This window comes from Microcoleus sp. S36b_A4 (assembly GCF_036700645.1).
GTDB lineage: Bacteria > Cyanobacteriota > Cyanobacteriia > Cyanobacteriales > Microcoleaceae > Microcoleus.
Genome location: NZ_JAUBPI010000012.1, coordinates 19,395 through 44,431, shown reverse-complemented (window position 1 = coordinate 44,431; position 25,037 = coordinate 19,395). Strand labels below are relative to the sequence as shown.

Genomic DNA, 25,037 nt, shown 5'->3' with positions numbered 1-25,037 from the left:
ATGTTAATAATCTTATAGCTGATAGTTTGAGAAGGAACTTTTTGATAAAATATCAAAATTAAAACTGGTCGCACCCGTTGCGATTTTACCTAAAATAATCAAATTAGTCAAATTTATGTCTCGATTAAGTATCAGATCGAACAACAAAGCTCTGGGCTTTGTGGTGGGTTTATTAATTTTTGTCATTTTTATTCCCGGATGTTGGGCTTTAACAACTAATATTGCTCCCACACCAGTACGGCAAGTAGATAACAAAGTAGCGGTGCGTGCAGATGTACAAAATACATCAAATTCTCGCTCTTCTTTAGGAGTTGGGCTTAATGGTATTGCTGACTACTCCACACAATTACCCTTTTTAGATGCTTTCAAATCTTCTAGACAATGGATAACTCAATGCGTTAGCGGACAACCAAACTGTAAAGGTGAATGGGATACAGAGGAGTATAATCTTTTAAATCTTGATGAAAATGGGTGGGTGAAGTCTCTCCCATCCCCCGAAGATGCTCCTAAATATACCAGGGTAAGTACGCTATTACTTAGGGAAATCCCCAATCGCTATCCTTCAGGGCAATATATTGTTACTTATGAGGGTGAAGGTGCGATCGAATATGGCTTTGATGCCAAAAAAGATGAGGCTGCGTCGAAACCTGGGAGGGATATCCTTAATGTCGATGCCACGCAAGGCGGAGGCATCATGATTATAATTACTGCTACCGATCCCAAGAAAACAGGGAACTATATCCGCAATATTAAAGTTGTTCACTCCCAAGATGAACAGCTTTTTCAACGTGGTGAAATATTTAATCCGCTGTTTATAGACAAGATTAAAAAATTTAGAGTCTTGCGTTTTATGGACTGGATGGGGACAAATGGTTCAGAACAAAAAGAATGGTCAAACAGACCTAAACCAGAGAGTATATCCTATGCTGACAGAGGAAATGTTCCCATAGAAGTTATGGTGAATTTAGCTAACAAAGTCCAAGAAGAACCCTGGTTTAATATGCCACATCAGGCTACGGATGAATATATGACTAACTTTGCTAAAATGGTCAAAGATAGTTTAGATACCAAGCTGAAAGTTTATGTAGAGTATTCTAATGAGGTTTGGAATTGGTCATTTCCACAATCGAATTATGCTTTGGAACAAGGTAAAGCGAAGTGGGGAGATAAAGGCGATGCTTTTATGCAATGGTACGGAATGCGTACGGCTCAAATGTGCGATATCTGGAAAGGTGTTTTTGGGGATCAAAAGAATCGAGTTGTCTGCGTGTTAGGAACTCAAAGAGCCTGGAGAGAGTTAGAAACTTATGCTTTAGAGTGTTCCTATTGGGTAGCTGAGGGCAATAAACCTTGTTATCAACACGGGATTGATGCCGTAGCCATAGCGGGATATTTTAGCGGAAACTTGGGCGCGAAAGAAAGTGTTAGTACAGTAGAGTCTTGGTTGAATGACGCAGATGGCGGATTTAGCAAAGCTTTTAAGCAATTAAGAGAGGGCGGGTTACTGCCGGGGTTCAAAGATAGTTTGCCCGATGTTGAGAATGACTTTAAGTATTTCTTAGATGTGGCTCAAAAAAAAGGCCTCAAGTTATTTGTTTACGAGGGCGGTCAACATATTGTAGGTATTGAAGGAGTTGAGAATAACGAAAAACTGACTCAGTTTTTTATGGAATTAAATAGGCGTCCAGAAATGTATGATATCTACACCCAATTACTGAATAGTTGGAAACAAGCTGGAGGGACTCTTTTCATGCACTTTGTGGATGTGAGTTCATTTAGTAAGTGGGGAAGTTGGGGCGCTTTGGAGTATGTGGAACAAAAGGGTTCGCCTAAGTATGATGCTTTGATGGATTTTATTGATAAGAATCCTTGCTGGTGGGATGGCTGTGCTGTCGAGGGATGATCGGGAATTGGGTGCAATCAAGAATCGTTCGATCGCACTTCCTCAAACTCTTCAGCATTCCCCGGCAAACCCGAACCCTCGCTACTCCTCAACCTGGGCGATTCCCCATTACTCGCACCGGCACCGTAACCCCCAGAATATCTGTCCTCCAAACCCGACTCCCTCAGCGCCAGCGCACTTCTTTGACTCGGCGACAATCTCTCTGTTGAACGGCGATTTGTCCCAGACATCGGTGGCTTGCGAGTTAAAGTTTTCCAAGCAGCCTTAATCCCAGTCACCACGCTGCGAGTAGTTACCTGCACGTTTTGCGCCTGCTTTTTGGCGCTACCAATACTTCGATCGACCTGTTTGACAACCTCGCCCGCACTTTGCACTCCCTCGCTGACATCATCCGTCAACTCGCTAATTTCCAGCCCCGTCAACCGAATCGCCTCCAAAGTGGGCGGAAATTCGCGAGAAAGCGTGTCAGCGAGCTTTTCCACGCTGCGGGCTGCGCGTGCCAGCGCTTGCACCGCAGGTATTAAAGTCACTAAAACAGCAGTCAGGCTAACTGCTACTAGCAAAATTGAAAGTCCTAGCCAAAATATGGGATCACTCACTTGAATCTGGGATTGGGGGTTGAGAATTTCATGCCATTTAGCGGATGGGAGGGCGCGACGGGGGACTCACTTCAGTTTCAGCTTCCGACAGTGTTTGCCGTTCCCGCTGAGTCGCTTCCAAACCCGCCGCGATCGCCTCTTTGAGTCTAATCAAAGTTTCGTCCCAATTTCGGATTGCAGTTTCAGAAAGTCGATCGGCCTGCAACTGCACGCTAGTGGATAAATCCTCCGCCAACTCCGGCAAAGCATCGGCCGATTTTTTCAATATCTGCCGCGTCTCCTTGCCTGGTCGCGGTGCCATCAGCAAGCCAGTCACGGCCCCGATCGCAGAACCTACAAGTAAACCGCCAATAAAGAATCCTGAACGTTTAGTTGACATTTGTATAACTTCTCTCCATACACCAATTTTAGGGGCGTTTGCCCGATCGCAGCCATTTACAAAGGTAGAAATATTGTTGAAAATCCTAGGGAGTCAGCACGGGCGGCAATTTTAGGATAGCTTACCTGAAAGGTCGATCGCGCCTGGACCAAAGCATCCGCCCCAAACCCAGCAATCCCAAAAGTTGCTGAACCTGTTGCAGTTGCAATTCTAGTTGTTGATAACGTAGTCGCAGTTGGTGGGTACCTTGCTGCCTTTTACCAAGGAAATCCGGCGACATAGTGAGGACATTGCTGCTACAGCGTTCGATTGCTGCGATCCGAAGTTCCAAACGTGCGATCGTCCGCCTGATTTTCCACACTTTCGCAGCGATATAAAAACAGACCAGAGATATCATTAAATTGATAATTACCACACCAGCCAGCATTATTTTACCTGCTTTCAACTAATCCCTTTTACCATCTCAATAACCTTTCAGTCGTCTTCAGACGACTTAAGCTTTGAGGCAGGGGTTTAAACCCCTGCCAGACTGCCGGAGTATTGCCACCGCCTCAAAATACCCCTTGTAAAAGTTTTAAGCCTGAGACATAGCAGGCAAACAAACCTTTGTACCGCCCAAACCGCAATAACCATTCGGGTTTTTAGCAAGATACTGCTGATGATAGCTTTCTGCGTAATAAAACTCAGGAGCATCAATAATTTCAGTAGTAATCTTGCCGTAACCGGCCGCCGTCAAAGCCTGCTGGTAAGCATCTCGCGAAGCTTCAGCTAACTGCATGTGGCTGGCTGAATACGTGTAAATGCCCGATCGATACTGAGTACCAGAATCATTGCCCTGACGCATTCCTTGAGTAGGATTGTGACTTTCCCAAAAAACTTTGAGCAGCGTTTCGTAACTAATTACTTTCGGATCGAACACAACCAGAACTACTTCATTGTGTCCCGTCATCCCGCTGCAAACTTCGTTGTAAGTAGGATTCGGAGTAATCCCGGCTGCGTAGCCAACAGCAGTCGAAAAAACTCCATTTTGCTGCCAAAATTTGCGTTCCGCTCCCCAAAAACAGCCCAGGCCAAACAACGCAGTCTCCATGCCGTTTGGAAAGGGAGGTTTGAGCGGATTGCCGTTAACAAAGTGACTTGCCGGTACCGACATCGACTCTGCCCGTCCTGGTAATGCCTCTTGGGGAGAGGGCAGGCTCGACTTTTTGCCAAATCCAAATAGCACCATAAGTTTGTGAGGGGATCTATGATAAACGTCTTTACCTTACTTAATAATATCAGATGTATACTAAAAATAGTGGCCCTCTTAAAGGTAGAAGGTAAAAACCAGAAGGCAGATTTTTTTTACGGAAGGTTTTTGGTGATACTGCTCACTGCCAACGCAGTTTTAAATCACATCATGCAGTGTTCTATGTCACCAAAATATACCTAAAATATCACCTATTGTTCAGGTATAAATCACGCGGATTTGAGGCAAAATAGCCGATTATTAAAGGTATGGTGTTGTAGTAGTTATTCAATACCATTTATTGGGAGTGTGTAGAAATGGCCGCTAAACCTTGCAGTCAACCTTTAAAATCTAATCCGTTTATTACTTATCGCGACCCACTTACAGGCAAGTGGATTGTGGTAAATCAGACTTTGCCCAAAGCAGCAGAACAAGCACAGCTAGCAGCAGCTTGAGTTCTCATATTAATTCTTGACCTAAAAATTAACCATTATTTCAAACTGCAGGACTTACGCAAAAAGTTATTGGACGCGCTACTTATATTCGTAAGGTGCTTACCTAAGCACCTTACTTTGAAACATTTCTCATCTCTTTTTGCAGTTCCAAATACCGATAGAGATATTCCGAAATTATCCCGTGCAAAAACAAGTCGCGTGCCGCATTAAATGGACTGTTGGGCGCTAGCGGATGGCGATTGACAATTACATGATTCCAGTCGCAATTTCCGGTAATCTCGCTGACGTACACTCCGAAGTTTTCATCTAACTGAAGCGACATCACTGCTCGCGCAAATTCGTCGCTAGTCAAACACAGAGAATAAAATACTTTAAACAATTCGATCGCCGATTCTAAATCCAGAATGTTTAGCCATCTGCGTTTTTCAAAATCTATAGCAACTTCTACTGGTTGAATGCTATCATAATTTATTCCCCGTTTTTTGACGAGTTGCAACCAGTTAGGATGTGTCAGCATTGCCTGGTTGTAATCCCAGACAAAATTATAGAGAATTAAGTCGTGTTCGAGAAACGCATTTTCAGCTAAATCGTTAACAGTGCGCGGATAAAGCTTTGACTTTTCTATCTGGGTGTCGGGCCCGTTGTCAATCAAGAAGTTGATAATGTTGGAGCCGATGCAGATGTGTCGGACAATTAAATAACAAGCTTCTGGCGATACAAAATTATTTAGGAAAAATGCAGCCGATTTGTGCATTAAAGTGTAAGCGCGGAATTGAAATGGCAACAAACGCTTTGTTGTCATAATTACCGCCAGCAACAAGTTAGCAATTACTTTTATCGGAATCAGCAAATAACTACGAGTCCAGTTTTGCAAATCCCGGATCATATATGCTTTTGCTACTAAATCGACGGGAATAGATCGATCGCAAAACAGCACATCCCAAACATTCGGATCTCGGCGATTGTAGGGTTTGGTAGCGTAAGGTATTTTTCGCTGATCTGGGAGATTTTCGGTATCTTGTTTTTGCAGCTTTTGCATTAGCGAATTTCCTCCAATTGCAGCAAATATAAACGAGCAGTGACGCGAGCGGTTTTGACAATGCGGCGGGCAATATCATCTGTCATCCATTCGGCATTAATCAAATTTTCCAGTTTGGCTAAATGCGACTCGTCATTAGCTCCGTGGTACGCTAAAAACGATACTTGTTCATCTTGTAAACCGAGAGTTTCTTGAATTTGTTTTGCCCACTTTCCCGCCAACTGATTTCCCAATCCTTCGATAATAAACATACTGCCAATTAAATCAACCGGATTTTCCCGCGATGCTTGGTGGAAGATAAAAGCTGATAGTGCTTCGCTGCCAATATTCTTATCATATTCCACAATTTTTGCCAATTCACCGCCCACAGAAACATAATTTTGTTCTAGCATTTGATAGTCGCGGTGTTCGTCTTGGGCGTGGCCGATAAAAGTCGATCGCAGGCGAAAGTCACTCATGTTAGAAGCAGCGCGAGCAATCCAGCGAGCTCCCTCTACAACTTGTGGCCGGAGATTGCACAGCAAAGCTTGATAATCTTCTATTGTAAACTCTCCTCGGTACAATTTGCGGACAATAGGAACAGAACGAATTTCGCGATCGAACTTCAGCCAAATCCATGCTAACTCCCGCAACAAATAAGCTTGCGGAGAGTTGGGGTGTTCGGGTTTAACGCTTTCGAGAGGCGAAGCTTCGGGAACCTCATGAAAGTTAGAAAATTGAGAACTCATAGGCTTATGGGTATTTTCCACAGCAGTTAACATCATATATGCCGTTGTAAAGCGCCCGCTTTCCGGGACAAAACAAAAGATTTTCTGTCCCGGCTGCAACTTGCCAGAATTGAACAATTCCTCTAACATTAAATAAATCGAGGCGCAGCCTGTATTTCCCCTTGTGTATAAGTTGGTAAACCATTTTTCTTCAGGAATCATGCAGCCTGCTTGTTCCAGAAGTTCCACAATTTGCCCCCGGAAAAAGTGAGACGAATAGTGGCACAGCAGCCAGTCGATTTCCTGCGGACAAACTCTCCCGGCTTTAATCAACCGCAGCCAACCTTCAACGCCTAATTTCATTACATTGTCCAGCAAGCGAATATTTTGCCGCAAGTCAAAAGCTCCCGCTGTGGCTGCATCGAGATAGGAGGAATAATCTAACCAGCTTTTAGTGGATGTTTCGTTTGCTAATCCTGAATACATACAAACAGGATAAGCATTGGCGTGAGAAACGAGTTCAATCCATTCTATTTTTAAACTAATTCCTGTTGCGCTGGGATGGTTTTGGAGCAACAATGCTCCGGCACCGTCGGAGAGCATCCAGCGGAGAAATTCTGTATCGAAAGACAGGGTTTTTCCCGCTTGCAGTGAAGTCTCTGTTTCAAATTTGGTGTTTTTGAACAGGCGCGAGGGAAATTCGGAAGCGACGGCAATGGCGGTTTGTTTTTTGCCGAGTTCGATTTGAGAGGCGGCGTAATTTAAAGCACTAACTCCGGCACAGCAAACTCCTTGAGTTGACACTATTTCTAGGGGAGATAATTCGGAAAGTTCCCCATGTACTGTGCTGGCAAATCCCGGTACTAATAAATCTGGTAAAGTAGTAGCGCAGGCCAGTAAGTCGATCGCCCCTGGTTCCAGATTTGCCTGGGCGATCGCGTCACGGACGGCAAACGCTGCCATTTGGCTGTTAGAATATAGTGTTTGCTGCTGTTTGTCGATCGCGTAGTAGCGCTGTTGAATGCCGTTACTGTTGAGAATTCGCTGCCTGACTCTCGAAGGGCGCGAGGCAACTTTACCGAGATATTCTTCCATCTCATCATTATTAATCGGTTCTCCCGGCAAAAATTTTCCCATCCGATTGATATAAGCACTGTACATGGGGTAAACCTCCAAAGTTGCTAATTTACTCAGGTTCGTTGCTTTGTTAAATCAAGCCATAAAATATCTAAAATTGATGGTGCTTTGTGAAGCAGTGAACTTGCAAGGAGGAAGCAGCTATCTTGTAGAGTCGCCGGAAATCAGGCAAGTTGAGCAACAGCGACAACAAGTTACCTGAAGCGGGGTGAAGTTTTATGTAATTGAGCCAATATGTAACTAGAGTTCCTTCGCAGCTTCCGGACTGAAATGGATATTGCAAAACTAGATACTTGGTATTCTTCTTCTCAACGCCGCACGGCTGTTTCGCTGTTGATGAAACGAGTAGGCGTAACTCGCACTAGGGCTGAATGCTTTATCAGGCTTTGGGTTTACTTATCGGTGAAACAGCTTCAGGAAAGCCAGCCCCGTCTCAAACCACCGCTGGCAAAACTGGAAGTGCCAGCAACAGAAGTGCAGTGCACTCACCGGGAAGCCGCCGAACTATTTTACTCCGATTCCGATCGCGGGAGCGATCGCGCCGCCGGAATGATGTTAGATAAATTAGCAGCACTCGGATTAATCGCAAAACACTTTGATGGTAACGCTACGGCAATTCAAATTCAACCAGTTTCAGAAATTTTAGAAACCGCCGAACCTCAAAAGCCAGTACAACTCCAATTAGATGACTTCAACCCTCGGTGCGACGCGATTCCCGTTGCCAATTTATTAGCCACAAATTACAACTGGATGAACCGCAACACTAACGCCGTTCCCCACAAAATTGCTAAAATTCTCCGCCTTTTTGCCAGTCAATACTCAAAGGGAATGCGAGTTTTACGCCGTTCAGATAATTTCAATCCAGTCGGATTTTACTTACTTTATCCCACAGCTAGCGAATCTGAAGTAAATTTTTTTAATGCTCCTAGTAAAGGGCTTCATTTAAGTTCTATTTCCGATATCGATCCTTTCAAGATGGCGCTACCAGGAGATATAAATTGCCAGTCAGTATTTGTCCGCAGTTGGATGATCGATCCGCAGTATTTGTCAGAATACCGCATTGCTTTTCTCGAAGACGCACAAAAAGTTTTAGGCGAAATGCAAACAGATTTTCCAAATCTTTGCGACTTGTACACGCTGATGATTCACCCCATGTACGAAAAACAGTCCCTGGCTTTAGGATTTCATAAGACTAGCAGTGATAGTCAGTTATCTGTTTACTGGATGTATCTAGCATTGGATAGATTTTTGGCATTAAATATCAAAGAAGCGTTGCTCAAACTGTAATAGACATCTGGTAAATAGCCAGTCAATGGCAGGCAGGATGCCTACACCACAAGAGTTCTACTCGTTACCAGGCTCTGCCTCCAATTTTCGCAAGCAAGCGAGGCAGAGCCTCTCGACATCGGTTCCCAGGCATAGCCTGGGCAACCAGTTAATTGCCGAATCATCTTGTTGTCTATAAAACTTCCCGTCCCAAATAGGGTTGTAAGGCTTCCGGCACTTTTACAGTTCCGTCTGGCTGCTGGTAATTCTCCAAAATAGCCGCCATTGTCCGGCCCACAGCTAAACCGGAACCGTTAAGGGCGTGAACGAATTGAGTGCCTTTTTTACCAGCTTCTTTAAAGCGAATATTTGCCCGTCGCGCCTGAAAATCTGCGACGTTGGAACAACTGGAAATCTCGCGGTATTTGCCCGCAGATGGCAGCCACACCTCTAAATCGTAGGTTTTTGCCGCCGCGAAACCTAAGTCGCCCGTACACAGTGCGATCGCCCGATAAGGCAATTTCAACGCCTGCAAAACTCCCTCAGCATCCTGCACTAACTTTTCGTGTTCTGCCTCGGAGGTACTCGGATGCACGAGTTTTACCAATTCAACTTTATTAAATTGGTGCAATCGAATTAATCCCCTCGTATCTTTGCCGTAACTGCCAGCCTCGCGCCGAAAACAAGGAGTATAAGAACAGTGATAAATTGGCAACTGTTCGGCTGTCAAAATTTCACCTCTGTACAAATTGACAACCGGAACTTCCGAAGTAGGAATCAGCCACAAATCATCTTGGTCGCACTTGAAACTTTCTTCAGCAAATTTGGGTAATTGACCCGTAGCAGTCAGGGATTCAGTGTTAACTAAAAATGGGGGAATTACTTCTACATAACCTGCTTTTGTGTGGCGATCGAGCATGAATTGAATAATCGCTCTTTCCAGGGCTGCACCAGCTCCCATTAAGCTTACAAAGCGGGGCTGAGCAATTTTTACTGCCCGTTCAAAGTTGATAATTCCTAATTTTTCGCCGATTTCCCAGTGTGGCAAAATTCCCGTATTTTGGGGAATGTATTCGTCTCCCCAGCGCCGGATTTCGACGTTTTCTTCTTCATTTTTGCCGATCGGCGTTGAGGAACCCGGCAAGTTTGGCAGCGGTAGCAATAAAGCTTCTATTTGAGCTTTTAGTTCTTTTTCCTGTGCTTGCAATTCGTTCGACTCGGTGCCGACTGCGTTGCCTTCTGCCTGCAGTTCCTGAATTTCGGGTGATTCGAGGGGTAAACCCGATTTTCTTTTTTGACCGATGAGTTTGGCAATTTCGTTGCTGCGGGCTTGTAGTTGCGATCGCTTGCCTTCCAACTCCCGCTGCTGTTTGTCTAATTGCAAAATCGGCTCGATTTCATAGTTACCTCCGCGCAGGTTGAGGCTTTCTTGCACGGCTTGCGGGTTTTCTCGGATTAATTTGAGGTCTAGCACAGATTTATTCTAAATCTTAAATTTTAGAGCGGCTGGGACAGAACGAGATGATATAGCAGCTTTGTTAATCATTGGCATATTGAATCATAATTTATTCTGACTCAAAATCTTCGTTGGGTGTCACCCCTGGAGGGTGACACCCCGCAAATGTATGTTATAGTTGCAAATATTAGTAGATGCACCCTGATAATTTTCTACCCCAGCCAGCGATGGTAGGGGTTTTTTGTTGTGTGGCATAGAATTGAAGCCTTGAATGCACTCTCAGTCTAAAAAACCCGGTTTCTCGCGATTATCGTCTCAAATGAGGCAATTACGTCAAGAAACTGGGTTTTTGCGTCCAAGACTAGGTTACTAAAATATCTGTCCGGTTAAAAGTTAAAGCCCGTGCGAAGCAACCAAACCCATTGAGTGTCGTTGCGGCTGTCATTCTCAGGATTAACAACGACCCAAGCAGCAGGGGTGATGGAAATGTTGTCGTTGACCTGAAAGCGATAGAACGCTTCAATGTGATAGGAAGTATCTCGCTCGCGGCGCACATTACTGCTCGTCACGCGACCTGGCAAACCCACCAAAATCCCCGGTAGGTTGCCTTGACCTCCAACATCTGGGAAACTGATCCCGATCGCTGCATACACAACATCGGCGCGATCGTCACCGTCAACATTTAGCAAAACCACGCCACCTCTACCATCAGAAACGCTGCTAACACCGGAATTTTCAGCATTAGCGCGAGTATAAACGCCCCAGCCGTGAACTTGGAAGCGGGGAGCAAGGCGGTAAAATCCTTGTACGCCTACAGAATCGCTGGATGTAGCAATATTGTCGCCAAACGGTCGCGCAGCCAGAAAACTGCCCGTACCGCCTGTGAGATCGGCTTTACCGCTTGGTGCAAAGGTTCGAGAATAGGCTACGCCAATTGCTCCGCGATCGCCCCGGTAGGCAAGCTGAACCAGAGCGTTGTACGAACCGTTGAATAAACCGTTACTTTGCTGCGAGAGGTTGGGATTGCCTGCGACATAGCCCACAGTCAGGGTGAGGTTTTTGACGATCGTCCAGTTGACAGCAGCACCGCCACCTCCCCGGCGGTAGAGGGGATTGTATTGTCCGAACTTCGAGGGAATTCCCTCACTATCGCTGGCGATCGTGGGAGGAGTCAGCAAATCCGTAATATCGGGATACCCGACACCTGTGGGGCCGACGGTCAGCGCCAGATTAGAGGTCAGCGGGGTGACATACAATACGTGAGGGACGGTGATTGTGTTATCGACATTGCCATCAAAGTTCAAGGCCGTCATATTTGTACCCGTCTCATCGGCAATCCTGCCCAAGTTGCCGAATTCCAAACGGGTTCTCAGCATATCGCGACCGGTGAAGCTGGTTTCAAAATTTAATCGCCCCCGGTTGGCAACAATAGTGTTGGTGCGATCGCGCGAATCCCCAACACTGTTGCCGGAGGTATCTGTTACCACCACGATAATTTCCGCATTCAGCTTCGTCGTAGTCGAGAACTGATTCGCTTCTAGTTCGGCTGTGCGTGCATTGAGAGCATCGACTCGACCCCGCAACACCGATAATTCAGTGGCAAATTCTGCTTGCAGCTTTTGGACGATCGCTAAATCTTCCGCAGTAATCGGGTTGGTTGTTCCTGCGGCAATTAGTTCGCTGACTCGATCGAGACAGCTATTCAATCCTGCGGCAAATTCGTACCGCGTCAGCGCCCGGTTTCCTCTGTAAGTTCCATCGGGATAACCGACAATGCAGCCGTAGCGTTCAACTAAAGATTGCAGCGCCTGAAACGCCCAGTCAGTGGGTTTTACATCCGAGAGTTGAGAGACAGAATTCACCTGCGCGAAGGGTTTTTCTGTCAAGGTATTTAACGGTTCAGGAGCAACTAATCTATCAATTGGGGCCGCCAAACTTGGGGATGATGTTAGTAGAAATACACCAGGTGTTCCGAGTATAAAAGCAGTAATCAGGTGAAAAAAATGCTGGATGTGCATAGGACAAAGCTCCGCATAAGGAACCGATCGCCAGAATGAGCAATACAGCCACCTTCTAGACTGTTAGGACGTTCTTAATAGCTGTAACCCTTGGTATTATTGCATTTGCCTTTTTCCTTCTTCCTTCCCCCCAAGGGGGGCAGGGGACTTCTTCCTTCTTCCTTCTTCCTTCTTCCTTCTTCCTTCTTCCTTCTTCCTTCTTCCTTCTTCCTTCTTCCTTCTTCTATACCTTTACGCTGCGCTTGAACCGGTGCGAACTTTGTCAATCGTCACGGCGATAATTATCACCAGACCTTTGACAACTAACTGCCAGAAGAAAGACACATTCATGAGAGTTAGTCCATTGTTGAGCAGGGCAATAATTAAAGCCCCCAGCAAAGTACCCCAAATAGTGCCAATTCCACCTGTAAAACTCGTTCCTCCCAAAATTACAGCAGCGATCGCATCTAATTCGTAGCCTTGCCCCAACATTCCCGTCGCACTGTAGAGGCGCGACGCGCTCATAATTCCACCTAAACCAGAAAGCAACCCACTCACGCCATAGACAAATAACAGCACGCGACTCACCTTAATACCTGTCAATCGTGCTGCCCGAATGTTGCCTCCCACGGCGTAAATATGCCTCCCTAGAACAGTCCGTCTCAAGACAAACCAACTCGCTAAAACTGCTAGAAAAGCGATAATAACCAACCAGGGAATTGGCCCGACATAATTGTTACCTACCCAAGCGAAATTCAAATTTCTATTGATAACTGTAGTGCCGTTAGCTACTAAATAAGCAACTCCCCGCAAAGCTGTGTAAGAACCCAGGGTTACGATGAACGGAGGCAAACCTAAATAGGCAACTAGGGAGCCGTTAAGCAATCCCAAAAAGACTCCGGCTATTAACGCCGCCGGTACGGCAAACCAACCCAGACCTGGGACTAAGGAAACCAGTACCCCGACTACGGCAGTCACACCCAAAATTGAGCCGACAGAAAGATCAATCCCGCCCGTCAAAATCACAAAAGTCATGCCGGTAGCTAGGACAATATTGATCGATGCTTGCCGGATGACATTGATCAAATTTCCTACGGAAAGAAAGTTGGGCGTTACCAGGGAAAAAATTATACAGATGCCAACCAAAATCGGCAGGATACCGGCCACTTGGATAAAATTTCTCCAAGCTTGAGATTTACTGGCTTTTTGGCGATCGCTCCCTGAACTTCTGCTGGTTTTTGTTTGCGTTTGACTCATGATTTTACTACCTCTTTTGCACCAGTGGCATAAGCCATAATGTTTTCTTGCGTAATCTTTTCCCCAGTCGATCCGCCTACTTCACCGACAAGGCTTCCTGCGCGCATCACTAAGACGCGATCGCTCATTCCCACAATTTCAGGCAGTTCGCTGGAAATCATCAAAATAGCTACACCTTTGGCTGCCAAATCGCTAATAATTCGATAAATTTCGCTTTTTGCGCCAATGTCCACACCTCGCGTCGGTTCATCTAGCAAAAGTACCTTTGGGTTGATAGCCAACCAACGCGCTAGCAGCAACTTCTGCTGATTTCCCCCAGAAAGATCCATTGCCCTGATGCTCGGACTTGCAAGGCGAATCTGCAAATTATTAATAGCATCATTGACAACTTTTAACAGAAAATTTGAGTTAATAATGCCAGCTTTTGTTTCTCGATCGAGGACATTCATGGTAATATTCTCACCCGAACTAGCCTCTAAAAATAGTCCGAGAGCTTTGCGATCTTCTGGCACGTAAGCAATTCCTGCGGCCATTGCTTCATTGGGTGTCGAGACATTGAGAGGGCGACCTTCCAGTTTTATTTCACCACTTACCTTCCGATCTGCACCAAAAATTAGGCGAGCAAGTTCTGTTCTGCCAGCGCCAACTAAACCCGCCAAACCCAGAATTTCGCCCGCATGAAGTTGAAAACTGGCCGGCTTTACTTTGTGGCCGTCGCTTAAATTTGTTACCTCAAGAACTACTGCACCCGGTGTTATTTGATGCTTGTGTTCGTACAAATCCTGTAAAGAACGACCTACCATCATTTCCACCAGGCGTTCGGCAGAAATTTCGTGCTTTTCAAGAGAGCCAATATACCCGCCATCTCGGATGACGCTCACGCGATCGGCAAGGGCATAAATTTCTGCCATCCGGTGGCTGATATAAATAATAGCAATCCCCTCATTCCGCAAGCGGCGAACCACTTCAAAAAGCTTATCTGTTTCGCGGTCTGAAAGCGCGGCGGTCGGCTCGTCCATCACTAAAATTCGGCTGTTGTCTTTGAGCGCCCTAGCTATTTCCACTTGCTGCTGTTCGGCAATTGAAAGTGTCGAAACCAGGTCTCCAGCCTCAAAATTTGCATCGAGGTTTTTTAATACCTCAGCGGCCCTACGCCGCATTTCATCTTGGTCTAAAAATGTACCTCCTTTCTTCAGCTCGCTGCCCATAAAAATGTTTTCAGCAACTGTCAGATTGGGGGCGAGATTGAGTTCTTGATAAATAATCGCTATCCCTAAATTTCTGGCTTGACCGGGGTCGGTCATCTTAACAGCTTCGCCGTCAATTCTGATTTCGCCTGCATCGGCTATGTAAGCTCCGGCCAGAATTTTCATCAGCGTACTTTTGCCCGCACCGTTTTCCCCCATGAGGGCGTGGACTTCGCCCGGGTAAACGGTGATATTTACATCGTGCAAGGCTACAAAACCGTTAAAGGTTTTTTTAATACCTTGCATTTCCAGGACGGGCTTAGTTTTAATTGAAGGTTGAGTGCTATTTACCATCGTAAATACCGTAAGAAAATCTGCTGGACTATTAAACTTAGATCCCCCCTAGCCCCCCTTAACAAGGGGGGGAGAAGATTCTTCTCAAAGTCCCCCTTCTTAAGGGGGATTTAGGGGGATCTAGACTCGGGAAAAAACGGGATTCCTCAAGGGTTTTAGTCTTAACTTGACACGAAGAAGGTCACTCACTTGTCCAGCCTTTATGTTGATTGACGTTTTCGCGAGTAATCAGCGCGACTGGAATCAGAATGTTTGGATTGGCTGGCTTTTTTCCTTTCAGAATGTCGTTCCCGACTTCAACGGCTTTGGCTGCCATGCGAAATGGATCTTGAGCTGCTGTAGCCACAAAGAGACTGTTGTTCTGCTTGAGCGCATCTAAAGCTTCAGGTGCACCATCAACTCCCACAATGAAAAACTCGCTTCTTTGTGCTTGTTTGGCTGCTAATTCTGCACCGATGGCACAGGGGTCATTAATTGCAAAAACAGCATCAATTTTTGGGAAGGAAGTAAGCAAATCGCTCATGACTCTCAATCCGCCATCGCGGCTGCCTTCAGCGTTCTGATCTTTGGAAAGAACCTTGAGATCGGGATATTTGGAGAGCACATTCTGGCAACCCTGAACTCGCTCGACCACTGAAGCGACGGGAGGCCCGTTGATAATCACAACGCTGCCTTTTCCTTTCAAGCGATCGGCTATATATTGACAGCTTACTTCGCCAGCTTGCACGTTATTTGAAGTAACTGTGGCATCAACGCCTCCCTCGGCAGCGGTATCAACTGCAATTATCGGAATTCCGGCTTGCTTGGCTTTTTCGACAGCGGGTGCAATGCCTTTGGTGTCCGCAGCATTGAGTACAATCATGCTGACATTAGAGGCAATAAAGTTTTCGATTTGATTAAATTGCTGATTTAAATCGTCGCCGCTGGAAACGAGAGTTGTCCTCACGTTTGGACCGCCGATTTTCTTGGCTGCGGCCTCAGCACCTTTGCCAACTTGTACGAAGAATGGATTGCCGAGGTCACGGACTGCTACAGCAACTGATGAAAGTTCGGAGTTGCTTGGTTGTGTGCTGTTTTGAGCGTTCTGGGAAGCTGCGGTGCAACTTGCCAGAGTGCTGCTGAGTAGACTAAAAAGACTGAGTGCGATCGTTACTCGTTTCACCTCAAACTCCAATGAAGGCTCGTTTGGAGAGAGTCGCTCGTAAATATGACGTTGCCAACCTAACATTAGCTTTGTTAGGTTTAAGCTCAAATACCTAATGTTTTAGGTGACAGGCTTTTCTTCGTACATGATTGTACCAAACCTTGTTTCTTTTCTTCTCGTAAAACTTTCTGGCTCGGCTCGTTAGACTGCTTTTGCAAACAGACAAGATACAAATATCCAGTCTCTGTCCTCCCTGCAAAAAAAATCAACGATGCTTGATTTTTTTTAAATGCTTTATGAGCATTAAATTTTGCAGTGGTTGAGAAAATTTTAGGAGAATATTTTCGACAAAATTTTTCAGAAATTGTTTTTAAAACCTGGCAGAGTCATATTGAATTTAACTCTCTATGTTTGCTGATGATAACAGTTCAATACTGGCTCGATATCTATCTTTGGATAGACAAAACTTTTAGCAAAAACTAATGATGGGAGAGCCTCGATCGACACCGATATGCTGCTCCGCAGTCTGGTCGGATGCACCGCACCAACTCAATAAATCTTAAATTTTGGTTGGGGTAGGATATTGTAAAAAATCATTAAGTTTACAGTCAATTACGGTAGATTATAGTAAACTGCAAACAAAGTTTCGCACTCACCCATGCCACCCGTTAAAAAGCCATAGTAAAAAAGCAGATTGTCGCTCAAAACCAACGGTGAGAGTGGGGGAGTCTAATATTTGTCTGTAAAACCTGCAATTACAGTCATCATGACATGGTTTAAAAGCTCTGGACAATGGCGATCGCCCGGATTGGCAAAATCACTATACTGCAATAATTGTCTGCGCTGTCAATGGGTAAATCTGAGATGCGATCGACAAATTACGTGTTCTGTTTCCTAGAAATATTTGCCAGCGAAGGTGGCATTCAATCCTACGTTAAAGACATTTTCAAAGCTTACCTGTCCATAACCGCAGGGACAAACTCGCCGCAAGCTGAAGTTTTGCTGCTGCGAGATTCCCCACACTGCAACAATGCTTACGAGTCAAGAAATCTGAAATTTTATTACCTCAAAACCCAGAATCCCGGCTTAGGTCGTCTTAAGTTTGCTACACTATTACTAACTCGCTTGCTGCAAAAACGACCGCAGCGGGTTTTTTGCGGTCACATCAAACTCGCACCGCTAATTCAAATTCTGTGCCAACCCTTGGGAATTCCCTACACAATCTTAACTTACGGCAAGGAAGTGTGGGAACCGCTTGGGCCCAAATATCAAACAGCAATGAGTAAAGCTGACAGTATTTGGACTATTAGCAGGTACACGCGCGATTCCCTACGGGATAGCTTCGCCGCGCGTACTTGCGAAATTAACAACTTAAATCCCGAAAAATTCCAAATAGTGCCTTGTACTGTAGATGAAAATATATTTACCACTGGGCCCAAGCCACAGGATTTATTAGAGCAGTACAATCTGGTTGATGCTAAAATATTGATGACTGTAGCCAGATTGCGATCGACGGATATTTACAAAGGCGTCGATGTCACAATTCAAGCTTTACCACAAATAGCAAAAACGTTTCCCAATGTGAAATACTTAGTTATTGGACGCGGAGACGATCGCTCTAGATTAGCGAAACTCGCTGATGATTTGGGAGTTACCGAAAGAGTAATATTTGCCGGTTTTGTACCGACAGAAAATTTACCAGCACATTACCAGTTGGCCGATGCTTATGTAATGCCCTCCCAGGAAGGGTTCGGTATAGTTTATTTGGAAGCGCTGGCTTGCGGAGTACCCGTACTTGCGGGGGACGCGGACGGGTCTGCCGATCCGCTGCAAGATGGTAAACTGGGATGGCGAGTTCCTCACCGAGATTCAGCAGCAGTAGCGCTTGCTTGTGTGGAAATGCTGCGAGGAGAGGATAAAAGGTGCGATCGCCACTGGTTGAGGGAACAAACCCTCGCAAGATTTAGTTTTGAATCCCTTTGTCAATCCTTACTAGGAATTTTTAAACCCTCTGACTCAGATAAGCTTATGCCGTAGAGAGCGGTTTCTGGGTGTACAATGGGAAAATTAACTCGATCGACCGCCTGAATTTCTGAGTAGGATAGAGTTATGCCTACCTGCAAAGACACCCAAGGAGACCACCGTGAACCAAGGCAGCCCCAAAATATCTTTCAAGCTACCCCGTATTAGTAATTGGCTGATACTGCTGGGCATCGCGTGTTTGTTGGTGTCTATTGGTTTGGGTTGGATAGTTAAATCAGTGTTGATTGTAGTAGCTTTTTTGTTGCTGACACCTGTGGTCGCATTTTTCGCGCTTCAGTGGTGGCTGAAACGCAATTTAATTGAAGATAAGTGTCCAGTTTGTCAATACGAATTTACAGCTTTAAATCAAACTCAGTTTCAGTGTGCCAACTGCGGCGAACCTCTGCAAATAGAGGAAGGTCATTTTAGTCGCTTGACACCGCCCGGTACGATCGATGTTACCGCAGTAGAAGTATCATCGGTTCAACAGTTAGAAGATTAACCATTGGGAATTGGGAATCGGGAATTGGGAATTGGGAATTGGGAATCGGGCATGGGGCATCGGCCATCGGGCATAAGTTATTTGTTGGTTGTTATTTGCTATTTGCTATTTGTTACCTGTTGGTTGTTATTTGTTACTGGTTGGTTCTAATAACCAATGCCCGATGCCCAATGCGCGATGCCCGATGCCCGATGCCCAAAATTACTTTTCTAAGCGCACTGCATACCACTGCAAAAATTTTCCAGGCCCGACATCTAATTCACAATAAGTATCAATCAAATACTTCGCTTGAGCTTCCACGCCAGATATTTTATGCAAGTCCTGCGGCAAATCTTCGTGTTCCTCAGTTAACACGGCTTTCAGCTTTTCTAACAGTTCCGCCGCAGTCAAAAACTGCTCTGGCTGGTTTGTTTCTAACACCACAAAGGTGTCTTCGTCATACAGTGACATAGTTTCAAAGGTTGAGGTTAATTATTTCTAAAGTTTCGTACACTTAAGCAAACCAAAGTATAAACTCTTAATTACAATTTTTCAGGCCCGGCTCGATCGTGTTACAATTGAACAACATCAGAATTCCTACCGGATTACCGTTATTAACTTACTTGTTAACTGACTTGTTAACCGAGTTGTCAACATATCCGACACAGCATTTCTGAGGAGATTTGTCAAGTGCAAATTTGTCAAGTGTCAAATTGTCAAGAAATATTCGATCGGCTGTATCTAATTATAACTGGCACTATACATTCCCATGATCACATCTTCCACTTCAACCCCAGTTGCGCGCAAGCCCTCTAAATCAGAAGGTCTCAAAGAACGCAGCAATTATTTACGAGAACCCGTTGCGACTGAACTGTTACAAGAAACTACCCACTTCACCGAAGAGGGGCTTCAGATTCTCAAATTTCATGGCTCGTACCAGCAAGACAACCGCGACAATCGAGTTAAAGGACAAGAAAAAGACTATCAGTTCATGCTCCGCACCCGCAATCCCGGCGGGTTCACTCCGCCGCAATTATACCTAGCCTTAGACAAGCTATCTGAAGAATACGGCAACCACACACTCCGCGTCACAACGCGCCAAGGTTTCCAACTTCACGGCGTGTTGAAAAAAAATCTTAAAGCAGTGTTTTCCTCAATTATTAAAAATATGGGGTCAACCTTGGGAGCTTGCGGCGACTTGAACCGCAACATCATGGCACCTCCAGCACCGTACAAAAATCGCCCAGAATACAAGTATGCGCTGCAATACGCTAACAATGTCGCCGATTTGCTGACACCGCAAACCGGTGCTTATTATGAACTTTGGTTGGATGGCGAAAAAGCTGTTTCGGCTGAGGAAGACCCCGCAGTGAAGGCCGCGAGACAGAAAAACGCCAACGGCACAATCTTTAGCGACGACAAAGAAGAACCGATTTACGGCAGCCATTATATGCCGCGCAAGTTCAAGTGTTCCGTTACCGTGCCGGGAGACAATTCAATAGACTTGTACTCTCAGGATTTGAGCTTGGTGGTAATTACCAATAAAGCTGGCGAGTTGCAAGGTTTTGACGTGTTTGCTGGCGGCGGTTTGGGCCGTACTCACAACAAAGAAGAGACTTTTGCGCGGGTGGCGGACGAGATTTGCTATGTTGCCAAGGATGATGTTTACGATTTGGTCAAGGCAATTGTAGCAACCCAAAGAGATTTTGGCGATCGCACAGACAGACGGCACGCGCGACTAAAGTACCTGATTAACGACAAAGGCGTACAGTGGTTCCGCGAAAAAGTAGCCGAATATTTTGGCAAGCCGCTAGAAGCCTTTAAACCGCTGCCTGAGTGGAAGTATTTTGATTTCTTGGGCTGGCATGAACAAGGAGACGGTAAACTGTTTGTCGGCATTTCTGTGGATAATGGCCGGATTAAAGATGAAGGTTCATTTCAGCTAAAAACAGCTTTGCGGGAAATTGTGCAGAAGTACAACTTGCCGATACTGGCGACGCCACACCAAAACGTGCTGATTTACGATATTTCGCCGGATATTAAAGAAGAAATTCAGGGAATACTCGATCGATGCGGCATTCAGCGGGAAACTGCGATCGACCCCTTGGTGCGCTATGGGATGGCGTGTCCGGCAATGCCGACTTGCGGGCTGGCGATTACCGAGTCTGAGCGCGTGATGCCGAGTATTTTAGAGCGGATTCGGGCACTTTTGACCAAAGTGGGCTTGGAAGACGAGCATTTAGTGGTGCGGATGACTGGTTGCCCAAATGGATGCGCCCGCCCTTATATGGCAGAATTGGGGTTTGTCGGGAGTTCGCCGGAATCCTACCAGATTTGGCTGGGCGGTTCTCCCGACCAAACGCGGCTGGCAAAACCAATTGAGGAAAAGCTGCACGTCAAGGATTTTGAAGCTTTTCTGGAGCCAATTTTTGTTTATTTCAAGCAAAAACGGCAACTGAGCGAGAGTTTTGGCAATTTTTGCGATCGCGTCGGGTTAGAATCTATCCGTCAATTTGTAACCAACTACCAATCTGCTGACTCGATGACAACTGAGATTAATGAATTAGAAGTTACGTCTAGTAACGGCGATGAAAACGAGACTGCCACTGCTGGCGGTGGCAAAGTCCGCCGTCGAATTAGCGTCCGCGATGAAATTTACAACGAGCTCAAGGAAGAAGCAGCCCGTCAGGGCAAGCCAATCACGCAGCTAGCTACAGAAGCCATTTCCACTTATTTAAAGAAGATTAAGGAGGAAGGATAAGCCGATTTTCGATTTTCAATTTGTGATTTTCGATTGTATTCAATAGACTTCTGGCAAAAGTAATATAAAGGCAGAGCATTTGCAAAAAAAAACTTGAATTTGTAAAATAATTCGGGTTGTAGATGCTTTGCCTTTATTGTTTTTTGAACAGTTGAAACCCCGCCTGCCTATCTCCTCTCATTCTCTCTTCCTCTGCGTTCTCTGCGTTCTCTGCGGTTAAATAAAAAAAATCTCTAATAGAAAACTAACAATCCCAAATTCAATGCCTCAATTACAAAGATTAGCAATTACTGCCGCTCAAATTTGCGATCGCCAAATCGACTTAACTAGAGAACAGCAGCATTATTTAAATCGAGTGCTACGTTTGCAAGCGGGCGATCGATTTATTGCGATGGACGGTCGAGGGCATTGGTGGTTAGCAGTCCTAGAAGTACGGGAAACCGGGCTATTTGCCTTGATAGTCGAGGAGATTGCTGTGAACAGGGAGCTACCCGTGGAAGTGACTTTGATGGCGGCATTGCCCAAAGGAAACGGCTTTGACGAGGTTGTGAGACAAGCCACGGAGTTGGGTGTGGTAAGTATTGTGCCGGTGACGAGCGATCGAACTTTGCTCAAACCAAGCGATCAAAAAGTTGAGCGGTGGAGAAGAATTGCTGCGGAGGCGGCGGAACAGTCGGAACGTCAAATTGTGCCGACGATTTTAGAGCCTGTTTCGTTTGATGTTGCTATGAAAGATTGCGGTCAAAAATATCGATATATTTGTGTTGCTCGCGGGGAGAATCGGCATTTGTGGGATTGTTTGATTGGTATTTTCTATCCCCCCTTTGTAGGGGCGGTGCCCCCGTGCCCGCCCCCTGGGGGAGAATTAGCGATTGTGATTGCTGTTGGGCCGGAGGGTGGATGGACTGAAGGTGAGGTGCAAAGGGCGATCGAATTGGGCTTTGAAGCTGTTTCTTTGGGCAGTAGAATTTTAAGAGCGGTGACAGCACCGATTGTGGCTTTATCTTTAGTTGGAGCGGCTTTTGAGAAGTGCTAATATCCACCAAGCCGATCGGAGACTTGATGGGTTTGGCGATCGCAGCTAAAATGTAAATAGATAATTATCAGAGGAGTAATATGTTACAGTCAGTAGAGGGGATATACCGAAATGGCAAAATTGAGTTATTGGAAATGCCCGCCGACATAGAAGAAGCGCAAGTTATTGTTACTTTCATGCCAAAAGTAGGGTTAGTAAACTTGCAATCTCGCGGTATCAACCAGGAACAAGCAGCAGATTTACGGGTTCGGTTGAGTAGATTTGCTCCTGATTGGGAACTACCGGAGATGGATGCTTACGATGCCTTATAGTCGCGGTGATGTGGTTTTGGTTTTGTTCCCCAGTTCGGATTTGCGTACTGCCAAACGCCGTCCAGCTTTGATAGTTCAAGCTAATAATCTGGGGACTGGTTTAGGGCAAACAATTACGGCAATGATTACTAGCAACTTAGCCCGTTCAGGACACCCAAGCCGGGTTTTTGTTTCCCTAGCAACACCGGAAGGGCAGCAAACGGGATTGCTAGCTGACTCGGTAATTATGACAGACAATCTTGTGACGCTTCTAGAAGTTGAAATCGATCGCAAAATTGGTATTTTGTCGGATATGGTGGCAGTAGATGCAGCACTCAAGCACACTTTGGGAATCTGATAAAAAAAGGCGTTTTTATTCAGTGAATATAAAAAAATACTTAAATTAATCAAATCCACTCTGTCTCGTGTTAAGAGGAATTATCAGATAAATGGGTTGACGAGTCATGAAAATAGAGTTGAGGAAAAGTCGCTGGCCCTTTTGGTCGATCGCACTTTTGGCAAATTTCGGTACAACATCAGTTTCTGCACAATCTCCGATTTTTCCCATTGCTCAACAGATTAATTGCGATCGCCCCCAAGGAGATGCACAAGTCAGAACTTGTATTCGGTTGAAGTATGAGGCCTCGGATCAACGACTGAACGAGGTTTACAAACAACTGATGTCGCAATTGAGCGAAGAAGAGCGATCGCTACTTTCCGAAGCACAATTAGGGTGGATTCAGTTAAGAGATAAAACCTGTGAATTTGAAGTTTATAAAAGTCGTGGTGGTAGCGGTTATGGAGGTTTCCTCACTGAATGTTTGGATCGGATGACGAAACAGCGCACTGCGGAACTAGAACAGTATGTAAAACAGAGATAAAATAGGAAGTACAGCGTACAAAACCTGACAACCATAAAGAGAAACAAGTATTTATGAAAAGCCGATCGACCTTCACCCTCACCCTCACCGTCATCTCAGCAATTTTAACCACCATCGTACCAGCAGTTTTGGCCCAGCAACAGCCATCAGCCAACCCAATCTACATCGATAAAAATTGCCAGCGCAACCAGCAATTACCGCAACTTGAAAGATTCACTATCTTTAGCAGAAACGAATTTACAACTAACGGTCAAAACTATTGGTTCTACGCCGCCCGCTATCAAGATGGAGGCGTACTTCTCTGTATATCGAAACCAAATTTTAATCAACCAAAACCTATAAATGAACAAAAAATACAAGCCAATTTTATTGACAAAATAGTCCGAGATATCAACAACAAAACAGCTTTTATCATCGTAGTCAGAGAAGGAAATGGCCCTGAAGCACCCGTGACCAATTACGGCTTAGAATTGAGCAATGTCGATCGCCCCAAACTCACCTCCCTTTCCATCCTACAGCAGCGGGGAACCCTCAAAGACGGCGGCCCCAGCGAACACACCTTTCAAGGACGGGCAGGTCAATCTATTACGATCGACCTTAAAAGCAGAGCATTCGACCACAACATAACACTGTTCGACACCAGCGGCAAAAATATTGCCCAAACAACAGGTAACTCCCAGAATCGCCGAGAGTCTCAACTCACCATAAAATTGCCTAGTAACGGCACTTATAAAATAGTTTTTAAAGGAAGCGATCGCACAAGCAAAGGTACTTACACATTAAGCGTTAATTCCAATCAGCTTTAACTCAATTTAAACTAAGTGCTAAGCAAACTCAAAAACAGGTGTTTCAATCACCCTAATAGGCTTTCTATCTTCCCAAATCATCTTCTGCAAATGTTCCACAGTTTCAGGTGAAAAAAAACGCTCTCCCGTTTCCACACACACTCTAGCAGGAACGTTTTCAATAATAATAAACTTACCATTGATTTCCAGGGTATAACTTACTTTTTCTTGCACCATTGTTTCTTGCCAAACATTATTGTTCATTTTGATTTATCCTTAACTTAAAATCAATCCAAATTTTCGGATCTGGTTCGTATACAGTAATGATTTTTACCAAAGGACGAGATGGATAACTGCACTGAACGTGCAAAGGTCTATTGGCAATGGTCAAACCGAAAATTAAACAGCTTGGGCCATATTTGTCATCGGGATACTCTTCGATAACTTCACCAGCCATTATTGCTTCCCGGAGTTCTTGTACCCTGATACGGCGAACTATGCTTTGGTTTACTGCGTGTTGTGAAAGCTCAAAATCATTTTTGACAATTTTGACACGTATTTTTTCAATGATTGTCATAGTTTCATATCATATCTATAAGTTAACACAACAGCAAAAATTTTTAACCAGTGGCGGAACCAACCAAACATCAGCCAAGATAGAAACAACGCCATT

General features: G+C 45.2%; 26 protein-coding genes. 11 read left to right on the top strand and 15 right to left on the bottom strand.

Going from position 1 to position 25,037, the window contains the following annotated elements; translation table 11 throughout:
• The first annotated feature begins 115 nt into the window (after positions 1 to 115).
• Entirely contained in the window at positions 116 to 1,903 is a 1,788-nt protein-coding gene (locus QUA03_RS05995; protein WP_333210523.1) for a cellulose-binding protein, read from the top strand.
• 17 nt (positions 1,904 to 1,920) lie between these two features.
• On the opposite strand, the gene QUA03_RS05990 is transcribed toward QUA03_RS05995, so the two are convergent.
• The 4 genes from QUA03_RS05990 to msrA form a co-directional block, all read right to left on the bottom strand.
• Positions 1,921 to 2,502: a DUF948 domain-containing protein gene (locus QUA03_RS05990; protein ID WP_333082968.1), complete on the bottom strand. Its 582-nt coding sequence runs from the start codon at positions 2,500 to 2,502 to the stop codon at positions 1,921 to 1,923.
• A 37-nt stretch (positions 2,503 to 2,539) separates the two neighbouring features.
• Positions 2,540 to 2,881: a YtxH domain-containing protein gene (locus QUA03_RS05985; RefSeq protein ID WP_333210522.1), complete on the bottom strand. Its 342-nt coding sequence runs from the start codon at positions 2,879 to 2,881 to the stop codon at positions 2,540 to 2,542.
• A gap of 121 nt (positions 2,882 to 3,002) precedes the next feature.
• A complete protein-coding gene (locus tag QUA03_RS05980; RefSeq protein ID WP_333210520.1) occupies positions 3,003 to 3,326 on the bottom strand; it encodes a hypothetical protein in 324 nt (107 codons plus the stop codon).
• Between the two features lie 129 nt (positions 3,327 to 3,455).
• Positions 3,456 to 4,109, bottom strand: coding sequence for a peptide-methionine (S)-S-oxide reductase MsrA (gene msrA, locus QUA03_RS05975; RefSeq protein ID WP_333210518.1), 654 nt, complete (start codon positions 4,107 to 4,109; stop codon positions 3,456 to 3,458).
• A gap of 317 nt (positions 4,110 to 4,426) precedes the next feature.
• Here msrA and QUA03_RS05970 point away from each other — a divergent pair, with 317 nt between their 5' ends.
• Positions 4,427 to 4,564, top strand: coding sequence for a hypothetical protein (locus QUA03_RS05970; protein ID WP_333210516.1), 138 nt, complete (start codon positions 4,427 to 4,429; stop codon positions 4,562 to 4,564).
• Positions 4,565 to 4,676: 112 nt separating this feature from the next.
• Here QUA03_RS05970 and QUA03_RS05965 read toward each other — a convergent pair whose 3' ends face one another.
• Together QUA03_RS05965 and QUA03_RS05960 are read right to left on the bottom strand one after the other, a co-directional pair.
• On the bottom strand, positions 4,677 to 5,603 hold the full coding sequence (locus QUA03_RS05965) for a DUF6999 family protein (RefSeq protein ID WP_333210515.1): 927 nt from the start codon (positions 5,601 to 5,603) through the stop codon (positions 4,677 to 4,679).
• Positions 5,603 to 7,471, bottom strand: a complete 1,869-nt coding sequence (locus QUA03_RS05960) for a 3-oxoacyl-[acyl-carrier-protein] synthase III C-terminal domain-containing protein (protein WP_333210513.1) — start codon at positions 7,469 to 7,471, stop codon at positions 5,603 to 5,605. The genes QUA03_RS05965 and QUA03_RS05960 overlap by 1 nt, the downstream gene beginning before the upstream one ends.
• Before the next feature lie 246 nt (positions 7,472 to 7,717).
• Here QUA03_RS05960 and QUA03_RS05955 point away from each other — a divergent pair, with 246 nt between their 5' ends.
• Positions 7,718 to 8,734, top strand: a complete 1,017-nt coding sequence (locus tag QUA03_RS05955) for a hypothetical protein (RefSeq protein ID WP_333210511.1) — start codon at positions 7,718 to 7,720, stop codon at positions 8,732 to 8,734.
• A 172-nt stretch (positions 8,735 to 8,906) separates the two neighbouring features.
• Here the strand turns inward: QUA03_RS05955 and serS are convergent, their stop codons facing one another.
• From serS to QUA03_RS05925, 6 genes are all read right to left on the bottom strand, one after another.
• A complete protein-coding gene (serS, locus tag QUA03_RS05950; RefSeq protein ID WP_333210509.1) occupies positions 8,907 to 10,187 on the bottom strand; it encodes a serine--tRNA ligase in 1,281 nt (426 codons plus the stop codon).
• Between the two features lie 368 nt (positions 10,188 to 10,555).
• The gene (locus QUA03_RS05945) at positions 10,556 to 12,187 is read right to left on the bottom strand and encodes an iron uptake porin (protein ID WP_333210507.1); all 1,632 of its coding nucleotides are present in this window, start codon (positions 12,185 to 12,187) and stop codon (positions 10,556 to 10,558) included.
• A 74-nt stretch (positions 12,188 to 12,261) separates the two neighbouring features.
• A complete protein-coding gene (locus tag QUA03_RS05940; protein ID WP_333210505.1) occupies positions 12,262 to 12,453 on the bottom strand; it encodes a hypothetical protein in 192 nt (63 codons plus the stop codon).
• Complete coding sequence (locus QUA03_RS05935) at positions 12,419 to 13,423, bottom strand: ABC transporter permease subunit (protein ID WP_333210503.1); 1,005 nt, start codon at positions 13,421 to 13,423, stop codon at positions 12,419 to 12,421. The genes QUA03_RS05940 and QUA03_RS05935 overlap by 35 nt, the downstream gene beginning before the upstream one ends.
• A complete protein-coding gene (locus QUA03_RS05930) occupies positions 13,420 to 14,964 on the bottom strand; it encodes a sugar ABC transporter ATP-binding protein (protein WP_333210501.1) in 1,545 nt (514 codons plus the stop codon). Before QUA03_RS05930 ends, QUA03_RS05935 begins: the two co-directional genes overlap by 4 nt.
• Before the next feature lie 181 nt (positions 14,965 to 15,145).
• Positions 15,146 to 16,192 (bottom strand): ABC transporter substrate-binding protein, encoded by a 1,047-nt coding sequence (locus QUA03_RS05925; protein WP_333210499.1) that lies wholly within the window; start codon positions 16,190 to 16,192, stop codon positions 15,146 to 15,148.
• 765 nt (positions 16,193 to 16,957) lie between these two features.
• On the opposite strand from QUA03_RS05925, the gene QUA03_RS05920 reads away from it, so the two are divergent.
• Both QUA03_RS05920 and QUA03_RS05915 read left to right on the top strand, forming a co-directional pair.
• Positions 16,958 to 18,145: a glycosyltransferase family 4 protein gene (locus tag QUA03_RS05920; protein WP_333210497.1), complete on the top strand. Its 1,188-nt coding sequence runs from the start codon at positions 16,958 to 16,960 to the stop codon at positions 18,143 to 18,145.
• A gap of 106 nt (positions 18,146 to 18,251) precedes the next feature.
• The gene (locus QUA03_RS05915; protein WP_333210495.1) at positions 18,252 to 18,632 is read left to right on the top strand and encodes a hypothetical protein; all 381 of its coding nucleotides are present in this window, start codon (positions 18,252 to 18,254) and stop codon (positions 18,630 to 18,632) included.
• A 201-nt stretch (positions 18,633 to 18,833) separates the two neighbouring features.
• Here the strand turns inward: QUA03_RS05915 and QUA03_RS05910 are convergent, their stop codons facing one another.
• Positions 18,834 to 19,082, bottom strand: coding sequence for a chlororespiratory reduction protein 7 (locus tag QUA03_RS05910; RefSeq protein WP_333210493.1), 249 nt, complete (start codon positions 19,080 to 19,082; stop codon positions 18,834 to 18,836).
• Positions 19,083 to 19,380: 298 nt separating this feature from the next.
• Between QUA03_RS05910 and sir the strand changes: the two genes are divergently transcribed.
• The 6 genes from sir to QUA03_RS05880 all read left to right on the top strand — a co-directional run bounded on the left by sir (position 19,381) and on the right by QUA03_RS05880 (position 24,385).
• Positions 19,381 to 21,372, top strand: a complete 1,992-nt coding sequence (gene sir / locus QUA03_RS05905) for a sulfite reductase, ferredoxin dependent (protein ID WP_333210491.1) — start codon at positions 19,381 to 19,383, stop codon at positions 21,370 to 21,372.
• Between the two features lie 262 nt (positions 21,373 to 21,634).
• Positions 21,635 to 22,408: a 16S rRNA (uracil(1498)-N(3))-methyltransferase gene (locus QUA03_RS05900; protein WP_333210489.1), complete on the top strand. Its 774-nt coding sequence runs from the start codon at positions 21,635 to 21,637 to the stop codon at positions 22,406 to 22,408.
• An 80-nt stretch (positions 22,409 to 22,488) separates the two neighbouring features.
• Positions 22,489 to 22,719, top strand: a complete 231-nt coding sequence (locus QUA03_RS05895) for a hypothetical protein (RefSeq protein WP_333147873.1) — start codon at positions 22,489 to 22,491, stop codon at positions 22,717 to 22,719.
• Complete coding sequence (locus QUA03_RS05890) at positions 22,709 to 23,056, top strand: type II toxin-antitoxin system PemK/MazF family toxin (protein WP_333210487.1); 348 nt, start codon at positions 22,709 to 22,711, stop codon at positions 23,054 to 23,056. Before QUA03_RS05895 ends, QUA03_RS05890 begins: the two co-directional genes overlap by 11 nt.
• Before the next feature lie 106 nt (positions 23,057 to 23,162).
• Positions 23,163 to 23,579: a lysozyme inhibitor LprI family protein gene (locus QUA03_RS05885; RefSeq protein ID WP_333210485.1), complete on the top strand. Its 417-nt coding sequence runs from the start codon at positions 23,163 to 23,165 to the stop codon at positions 23,577 to 23,579.
• Between the two features lie 53 nt (positions 23,580 to 23,632).
• Positions 23,633 to 24,385 (top strand): PPC domain-containing protein, encoded by a 753-nt coding sequence (locus QUA03_RS05880; protein WP_333210484.1) that lies wholly within the window; start codon positions 23,633 to 23,635, stop codon positions 24,383 to 24,385.
• A gap of 18 nt (positions 24,386 to 24,403) precedes the next feature.
• Here QUA03_RS05880 and QUA03_RS05875 read toward each other — a convergent pair whose 3' ends face one another.
• Both QUA03_RS05875 and QUA03_RS05870 read right to left on the bottom strand, forming a co-directional pair.
• Complete coding sequence (locus QUA03_RS05875; protein WP_333210482.1) at positions 24,404 to 24,628, bottom strand: YgiT-type zinc finger protein; 225 nt, start codon at positions 24,626 to 24,628, stop codon at positions 24,404 to 24,406.
• A complete protein-coding gene (locus tag QUA03_RS05870; protein ID WP_333210481.1) occupies positions 24,618 to 24,941 on the bottom strand; it encodes a DUF4258 domain-containing protein in 324 nt (107 codons plus the stop codon). Before QUA03_RS05870 ends, QUA03_RS05875 begins: the two co-directional genes overlap by 11 nt.
• Positions 24,942 to 25,037: the final 96 nt, after the last annotated feature.

What these genes read in the sequence shown, in the direction of transcription:
- QUA03_RS05995 (WP_333210523.1), top strand. Translation starts at nt 116, where the DNA reads ATGTCTCGATTAAGTATCAGATCGAACAACAAAGCTCTGGGCTTTGTG.
- QUA03_RS05985 (WP_333210522.1), bottom strand. Translation starts at nt 2,881, where the DNA reads ATGTCAACTAAACGTTCAGGATTCTTTATTGGCGGTTTACTTGTAGGT.
- msrA (WP_333210518.1), bottom strand. Translation starts at nt 4,109, where the DNA reads ATGGTGCTATTTGGATTTGGCAAAAAGTCGAGCCTGCCCTCTCCCCAA.
- QUA03_RS05970 (WP_333210516.1), top strand. Translation starts at nt 4,427, where the DNA reads ATGGCCGCTAAACCTTGCAGTCAACCTTTAAAATCTAATCCGTTTATT.
- QUA03_RS05965 (WP_333210515.1), bottom strand. Translation starts at nt 5,603, where the DNA reads ATGCAAAAGCTGCAAAAACAAGATACCGAAAATCTCCCAGATCAGCGA.
- QUA03_RS05960 (WP_333210513.1), bottom strand. Translation starts at nt 7,471, where the DNA reads ATGTACAGTGCTTATATCAATCGGATGGGAAAATTTTTGCCGGGAGAA.
- QUA03_RS05955 (WP_333210511.1), top strand. Translation starts at nt 7,718, where the DNA reads ATGGATATTGCAAAACTAGATACTTGGTATTCTTCTTCTCAACGCCGC.
- QUA03_RS05945 (WP_333210507.1), bottom strand. Translation starts at nt 12,187, where the DNA reads ATGCACATCCAGCATTTTTTTCACCTGATTACTGCTTTTATACTCGGA.
- QUA03_RS05935 (WP_333210503.1), bottom strand. Translation starts at nt 13,423, where the DNA reads ATGAGTCAAACGCAAACAAAAACCAGCAGAAGTTCAGGGAGCGATCGC.
- QUA03_RS05930 (WP_333210501.1), bottom strand. Translation starts at nt 14,964, where the DNA reads ATGGTAAATAGCACTCAACCTTCAATTAAAACTAAGCCCGTCCTGGAA.
- QUA03_RS05925 (WP_333210499.1), bottom strand. Translation starts at nt 16,192, where the DNA reads ATGTTAGGTTGGCAACGTCATATTTACGAGCGACTCTCTCCAAACGAG.
- QUA03_RS05920 (WP_333210497.1), top strand. Translation starts at nt 16,958, where the DNA reads ATGGGTAAATCTGAGATGCGATCGACAAATTACGTGTTCTGTTTCCTA.
- QUA03_RS05910 (WP_333210493.1), bottom strand. Translation starts at nt 19,082, where the DNA reads ATGTCACTGTATGACGAAGACACCTTTGTGGTGTTAGAAACAAACCAG.
- sir (WP_333210491.1), top strand. Translation starts at nt 19,381, where the DNA reads ATGATCACATCTTCCACTTCAACCCCAGTTGCGCGCAAGCCCTCTAAA.
- QUA03_RS05900 (WP_333210489.1), top strand. Translation starts at nt 21,635, where the DNA reads ATGCCTCAATTACAAAGATTAGCAATTACTGCCGCTCAAATTTGCGAT.
- QUA03_RS05895 (WP_333147873.1), top strand. Translation starts at nt 22,489, where the DNA reads ATGTTACAGTCAGTAGAGGGGATATACCGAAATGGCAAAATTGAGTTA.
- QUA03_RS05890 (WP_333210487.1), top strand. Translation starts at nt 22,709, where the DNA reads ATGCCTTATAGTCGCGGTGATGTGGTTTTGGTTTTGTTCCCCAGTTCG.
- QUA03_RS05885 (WP_333210485.1), top strand. Translation starts at nt 23,163, where the DNA reads ATGAAAATAGAGTTGAGGAAAAGTCGCTGGCCCTTTTGGTCGATCGCA.
- QUA03_RS05880 (WP_333210484.1), top strand. Translation starts at nt 23,633, where the DNA reads ATGAAAAGCCGATCGACCTTCACCCTCACCCTCACCGTCATCTCAGCA.
- QUA03_RS05875 (WP_333210482.1), bottom strand. Translation starts at nt 24,628, where the DNA reads ATGAACAATAATGTTTGGCAAGAAACAATGGTGCAAGAAAAAGTAAGT.
- QUA03_RS05870 (WP_333210481.1), bottom strand. Translation starts at nt 24,941, where the DNA reads ATGACAATCATTGAAAAAATACGTGTCAAAATTGTCAAAAATGATTTT.